The 3003-nt window shown below is 53.7% G+C and carries 2 rRNA genes; both read right to left on the bottom strand.

The features are described 5' to 3' along the window. Positions 1-14: 14 nt before the first annotated feature. A 5S ribosomal RNA gene (rrf, locus tag DK847_RS20295) occupies positions 15-129 on the bottom strand. Positions 130-252: 123 nt separating this feature from the next. Next, positions 253-2998 (bottom strand): 23S ribosomal RNA (locus DK847_RS20290). Positions 2999-3003: the final 5 nt, after the last annotated feature.

Raw genomic sequence — 3003 nt, 5'->3', positions numbered from 1 at the left:
TCTGTCCTTTGCAGGCCTGGCAGCGACCTACTCTTCCGCGTCTTAAGACGAAGTACCATTGGCGCTGGGGCGATTTACGGCCGAGTTCGAGATGGGATCGGGTATGGACGCCCCGCCAGAGCCACCAGGCCGGCGAAGGACAGAGGGTTATTTCGAGCACATGCAAGTTTGTATTGTTTTCTTAGGATCGATGTCTTTGTTTTGCGCGACTGGCTGTTGGCCAAGCGCGTTGGTTGGACATTGATAATGAGAGCGATCAAGCCGATCGAACGATTAGTACCAGTAAGCTGCGGACATTGCTGCCCTTCCACATCTGGCCTATCAACGTGGTCGTCTTCCACGGTTCTCAAGGGAGAACTTGTTTCGAGGTGGGTTTCCCGCTTAGATGCCTTCAGCGGTTATCCCGTCCACACATAGCTACCCTGCACTGCCGCTGGCGCGACAACAGGTCCACCGGAGGTGTGTTCATCCCGGTCCTCTCGTACTAAGGACAAATCCTCTCAATTCTCCTACAATCACGGCAGATAGGGACCAAACTGTCTCACGACGTTTTGAACCCAGCTCACGTACCACTTTAATCGGCGAACAGCCGAACCCTTGGGACCTTCTCCAGCCCCAGGATGTGATGAGCCGACATCGAGGTGCCAAACGATTCCGTCGATATGGACTCTTGGGAATCATCAGCCTGTTATCCCCGGCGTACCTTTTATCCGTTGAGCGATGGCCCTCCTCACGTGGGACCACCGGATCACTATGGCCGTCTTTCGACTCTGCTCGACTTGTTTGTCTCGCAGTCAGGCAGGCTTATGCCATTGCACTCGACGACTGATTTCCGACCAGTCTGAGCCTACCTTCGCACGCCTCCGTTACTCTTTGGGAGGCGACCGCCCCAGTCAAACTACCCACCATACACTGTCCCGGACCCCGATTCAGGGGTCGCGGTTAGACATCCATGTCGCCAAGGCTGGTATTTCACATTGCGGCTCCACGAGGGCTGGCGCCCCCGCTTCAAAGCCTACCAGCTATTCTACACATGCCAGCACGAATGCCAGTGTAAAGCTATAGTAAAGGTGCACGGGGTCTTTCCGTCTGACCGCAATTACCCCGCATCTTCACGGGGAGTTCAATTTCACTGAGCCGATGCTGGAGACAGTGGGGAAGTCGTTACGCCATTCGTGCAGGTCGGAACTTACCCGACAAGGAATTTCGCTACCTTAGGACCGTTATAGTTACGGCCGCCGTTTACCGGGGCTTCGATTCAAAGCGTGAACCTCTCCTCTTAACCTTCCGGCACTGGGCAGGCGTCAGACCCTATACGTCGTCTTTAGACTTCGCAGAGCCCTGTGTTTTTGCTAAACAGTCGCTACCCCCTGGTATGTGCCCCCCGCCCATGGTTGCCCACAGACGGGGCCCTCTTATCCCGAAGTTACGAGGGTAATTTGCCGAGTTCCTTCAGCATCGTTCTCTCAAGCGCCTTGGTATACTCTACCTGCCCACCTGTGTCGGTTTCGGGTACGGGTTGATGTGGGGGCTATTTCCTGGAACGCATGCGCTGCCCTCCGAATCCAATAACATCGGACAGCTTCTTGCATTCGTCACCCACCACTAGCTCAGGAATATTAACCTGATTGCCATCGGCTACGCCTCTCGGCCTCACCTTAGGACCCGGCTCACCCTGCTCAGATTAACTTTAAGCAGGAACCCTTGGGCTTTCGGCGACAGTGTCTCTCACACTGTTTGTCGTTACTCATGTCAGCATTCGCACTTCCGATACCTCCAGCTGCCCTCACGGGTCAACCTTCACAGGCTTACGGAACGTTCCGCTACCGCGCATATTGCTATGCACCCTAAGCTTCGGTAAGTGGCTTAATTCCCGATACATTTTCGGCGCAAAAACCCTTATTTAGACCAGTGAGCTGTTACGCTTTCTTTAAAGGATGGCTGCTTCTAAGCCAACCTCCTGGTTGTTTTGGGATCTTCACATCCTTCCTAACTTAGCCACTATTTGGGGAGCTTAGCTGTAGGTCAGGGTTGTTTCCCTCTTCACGATGGACGTTAGCACCCACCGTGTGACTGCCGCACAGTACTTCCGGATATTCGGAGTTTGGTTGGGTTTGGTAGATCTATACGACCCCCTAGCCCATCCAGTGCTCTACCCTCCGGAGTATTCATGCGACGCGATACCTAAATATCTTTCGCGGAAAACCAGCTATCTCCAGCCTTGATTAGCCTTTCACCCCTAACCACAAGTCATCGGAAACCTTTTCCACGGTTACCCGTTCGGCCCTCCAGTGCATGTTACTGCACCTTCAGCCTGCTCATGGCTAGATCGACTGGTTTCGGGTCTATATCAACGTACTAAATCGCCCTGTTCAGACTCGCTTTCGCTTCGCCTCCACCTATCGGCTTAAGCTCGCACGTCAATCATAAGTCGCTGACCCATAATACAAAAGGTACGTAGTCAGGCTTGCGCCCTCCTACTGTTTGTAAGCATTCGGTTTCAGGTGCTCTTTCACTCCCCTCGTCGGGGTGCTTTTCACCTTTCCCTCACGGTACTAGTTCGCTATCGGTCACTGAGGAGTACTTAGGCTTGGAGGGTGGTCCCCCCATGTTCAGACAGGATTGCACGTGTCCCGCCTTACTCGTATCCAATCGTGCTTTCTACCTGTACGGGGCTATCACCCATTGTTGCCAGGCTTTCCATCCTGTTCCAGTTCTTACACGTTTGGCATTGGCCTAGTCCGCGTTCGCTCGCCACTACTAGCGGAGTCTCTGTTGATGTCCTTTCCTCGGGGTACTTAGATGTTTCAGTTCTCCCGGTTTGCTCCAGCACACTATGTATTCATGTGCAGGTCTGGCCGAAGCCAGGGGTTGCCCCATTCGGATATTTACGGATCAAAGCCTGTTCGCGGCTCCCCGTAACTTTTCGCAGCGTACCACGTCCTTCATCGCCTCTCAGTGCCAAGGCATCCACCAAATGCTCTTAAGTCGCTTGATGCTCTC

The sequence above is a fragment of the Aestuariivirga litoralis genome, assembly GCF_003234965.1.
Lineage (GTDB): Bacteria > Pseudomonadota > Alphaproteobacteria > Rhizobiales > Aestuariivirgaceae > Aestuariivirga > Aestuariivirga litoralis.
This window is presented reverse-complemented; position numbering and strand designations above follow the sequence as displayed.